The sequence below is a fragment of the bacterium genome (assembly GCA_035703895.1).
Lineage (GTDB): Bacteria > Sysuimicrobiota > Sysuimicrobiia > Sysuimicrobiales > Segetimicrobiaceae > Segetimicrobium.
Map to the genome: position 1 here is coordinate 1 of DASSXJ010000075.1, position 3,549 is coordinate 3,549.

Below are 3,549 nucleotides of genomic sequence, written 5' to 3' on the forward strand. Positions count from 1 at the left end.
GGGTTGGGATACAGCGGCACCAACGGCAGGCGTCCCCCGCCGGACGCTGAACGGCCGCCCGAGGTCTTGGTGGCATTCCCCGTGCTCGTCCCGCCGGTGACGGGAGGGGTCGGCGCGGCGGGAGCCGGCGTGCTCGCGTGCTGAGGGCCGGTTTCCTGGGAACCTGGGGTGGTCGCCGCTGGCGCCCCCCCAGCGTGCGAGAGGAGGTCCTGGTCGGGTTCTCGCGATACCGGCCCGGCGGGGTTGGGCGGTGTGGTTGCGATCACTTCGGGCGGGGGAGCAGGCGTTGGGGGTGTTGAGGTGAGTCTTGGCTGGGGCGCCGGCGCCGACTTTTCCGGCGTCGCAGACGCAGGAGCGGCGGGACCGGCGGGGGGCGACACCACGGGTTGAGGCGGCCGGGGCGTTGCGGCAGTGGCCTTCGGGCTCCCCCGGCGAACGACCCGATGGAACAACGATGAAATCGGCCCCGCCGCCGGCGCTGTCTCGCCCGCCCGGGTCACACGCGCTTTTTCGATCTGATCCGCGGCAACGAAGTTTGCGATGGCCAGTATTTCCAGTGCCGTGGGCGTATAGTGCTCCGCGGTGTCAGTGCCGTTGGCCAACGCCCGCCGGTAGGCCTCTCCCTGCTGCCGCAGTGTTGCGGCGTCCTGGCCGGCCATCAACCGCCGGACCGTGATCAGGTCCCGAAGCGCGTCCCGATCACCCGGGGCGAGCGTCAAGATCTGCAGGTAGGCATCCTGAGCCTCTCGGAGTCGACCGGCGGTCACAAGTTCCCGGGCGGATGCGTGTCGTGGATCGCCATACGTCGAGGTCACAGCGCGATGGCTCGACGATGGACCCATCGCGAGTCGCGTACCAAGAGCGCCCACGAATAGGCCGACAAACAAGACGACCGCATACACCGCGATCTTGTGAATCATCCGGTCAATTACCTCCGGCTAACTTCGATTGATTCTCCGTCCGAGGGTGATTCCTTCATCCGCATGATGCTCGACCCTCATTGAGAGAATGCGAACAGACGTCTGCATGCGCATGTGCGAGCCGTCAGGCGCGTCAGTGGCCTCTGATGAGCTGCCCGAGCGTCAGGACGGCCAGCACCGACGTCAGGATCACCGTCCCCCAGCCGACCAAGTTCGACATGGTCCGGTTCGTGTGGTGACGGAGGACGCGGGGATTGTTGCTCAGGAGCAAGAGCACGACGAAGAGCGGCGGCAGGAGGAATCCGGTGATGACCTGCGACCAGTACATCAGCGTGACCGGGGAGATCCGCAGGAGCGCGATCGCTGCCCCGACGGCGGTGGCCCCGGCGAGAAGGACGTAGAACCCCCGGGCCTGCCAGATCTTCTTGTCCAGCCCCTCCGCCCAGCCGAACAGCTCAGCCAGTCCGTACGCGGCGGACGCCGTCATCACCGGAATGGACATGATTCCACTGACAATGATGCCGAGTGAGAACAGCAGCCCGGCGCCTGCGCCGGCAAGCGGCCGGAGCGATTTTGCCGCGTCGCTCACCGTTTGGATCTCAACGCCCTTGCCGAAGAATACGATGGCCGCGACCAGGATGATGAAGTAGTCCACCAAGTTCGAGTAGAACATGCCGGCGGCGACGTCGACGTTCTGGTCGGCCATATCCTCGACCTTGGCGTGGGCCTCGACCTCCTCGGTCGTCTGCCAGAAAAAGATGTACGGCGTCAGGGTGGCGCCGAGCAGTCCGAGCGCCGCCGTGAGGTACGTCGGCGTGAACTGGACCGGTGGGATGAACGTCGCGCGCAGGACCGCGTCCCAGTGCGGCCGGACGATGAAGCCCGTAATGATGTACAAGATGAACAGTGGCGTCAGCAGCAGCAGAAACCGGCTGATCACCCGGTAGCTCGCGAAGATGAGCGAGTATGCCATCAGGGCGGCCAGCGGGATAATCCACCACTCCCACGCGATCCCCGTGAGCAGCTGAAGGGCGGCCCCGGTGCCTGAGAGATCCGCGCCGACCGTGATGATATTCGCGAGCACGACCGGGCCGACCACCGCCGCCGCGATTCTGGCTCCGTAGGTGCTCCTCAAGATTCGCGCGATGCCGCGCTTGTGGACGCACCCGAGCCGGGTCGCCATCTCCTCGAGGTAATAGAGGATCGGGGTGGACAGGAACATGAGCCACAGGAGCCCCGTCCCCGTCGTGGCGCCTATTTGAATGTAGGTCACGACGCCCGCGGGGTCGTTGTCCGCGGCCCCCGACACGATCCCCGGACCCATGACCTTGAAGAACTGCCGCCACGTGCGCCGGTGATGGCCGTCGTGACGCGTCCCGATGCGCTCCATCTTCATGTCGGCCTCCGGGCTGTACACATTCTGGAACTTTGCTGCAACTCCCGCTCATCCGGTGACGGCGCCGCATCAGAGGATTCGGGTGCGCCCGCGCGAAGAGCGTCCTCGGCCGGTTCTCGGCCCAAGGAGGCCCTCGATGGAGCACGAGACGAACGACGCGCTCGTGGCCCGCGTTCGGAAACTGGAACGATTCATGCGATTGTCCATCCTGGCCTGGATGCTCGCCGCGATCCTGTTCAGTTTGTTGGAGTTCACCCAGTTTGAGCGAAACCGCAACCGGGTGCTGCGGGGAGAAGGGTTGGAGATCGTGGATGCCGCCGGCCATCAGCGCCTGCGGATTGGGATGACTCGAGACGGGGCCTCGGTGCTCCGCCTCTACGATGGGGCCGCACAAGAGCGCCTGGGGCTGTTCGTAGCCCGCAGCGGCGCGTCCGGGCTCGTGCTGTTCGCCGAGGGGGAGCAGCAGCGCGCGTCGCTCACAGTCCTCCCCGCCGGCATGCCGCAGATCCGGCTCAGCGATGACCGCGGGGAGGATCTCTTTGCGGCGCCGTAGGGCCGAAGAGGCACACGGATGCTGCGTGCCCGGGACTGACGATGAGGGGGGCGCACGGCCCCCCGCCCGTTACGCTGTGACCTGCACCGGCTCGCGCAGCCGGCCCCGCACCACGAGGTAGTCCACAAGCGCCGCGTACGGATCGAAGCCGACCACATTCACGGCGTCGGTGACAAAGTTCGAGAGCGCGTTGATGTCGTAATAATAGACCTGGCCGTCCCGGTCGTTGGTCAGGTACTCGACACCCCCCAGGTCGATCCTGGCGGCTCGGGCGATATCCGCGACGGCGCGGGTGATGGGGTCCGGCGGCCGGTATCCCTCGACCCGGAGCGCGACTTTGGGCAACTCGACGGGGCACAGGTCAGCCGATAACGCCAATCCCCCGCCTGCCGGCGCGCCATTACCCGCGGTCTCTACGGGTTCGCCGGGGCGGCAGATATCGGCCGGGCAGAGGTTGAATCCCTCATCGAACTTCGGAAAGACCTTGATCGCATACAGGAACCGCCCGTCCATGACTTCGACGCGCACGATGTAACCGGCCCGCGGCGTCAGAAACTCCTGGACGAGCGCGACGTGGTCGATCCCGAGCGACAGCGCGCCCGACTCCGCCGCGGCTCGGAGGGCCTCAGGCGTATCGAACCGCTGCATGCCGGCCCCGCTCCCTCCGATGTTGGGCTTTA

General features: G+C 66.5%; 4 protein-coding genes. 1 reads left to right on the forward strand and 3 read right to left on the reverse strand.

Annotated elements, in window-relative coordinates; all coding sequences use genetic code 11:
- On the reverse strand, window positions 1-920 hold a 920-nt coding region (locus VFP86_05330), incomplete at its 3' end, for a hypothetical protein (protein ID HET8999048.1).
- 133 nt (window positions 921-1,053) lie between these two features.
- Complete coding sequence (locus VFP86_05335) at window positions 1,054-2,316, reverse strand: divalent metal cation transporter (GenBank protein HET8999049.1); 1,263 nt, start codon at window positions 2,314-2,316, stop codon at window positions 1,054-1,056.
- Window positions 2,317-2,452: 136 nt separating this feature from the next.
- Here VFP86_05335 and VFP86_05340 point away from each other — a divergent pair, with 136 nt between their 5' ends.
- Window positions 2,453-2,869, forward strand: a complete 417-nt coding sequence (locus tag VFP86_05340) for a hypothetical protein (GenBank protein ID HET8999050.1) — start codon at window positions 2,453-2,455, stop codon at window positions 2,867-2,869.
- A 69-nt stretch (window positions 2,870-2,938) separates the two neighbouring features.
- Here the strand turns inward: VFP86_05340 and VFP86_05345 are convergent.
- The coding region (locus VFP86_05345; protein ID HET8999051.1) for a hypothetical protein at window positions 2,939-3,549 on the reverse strand (611 nt) is incomplete at its 5' end.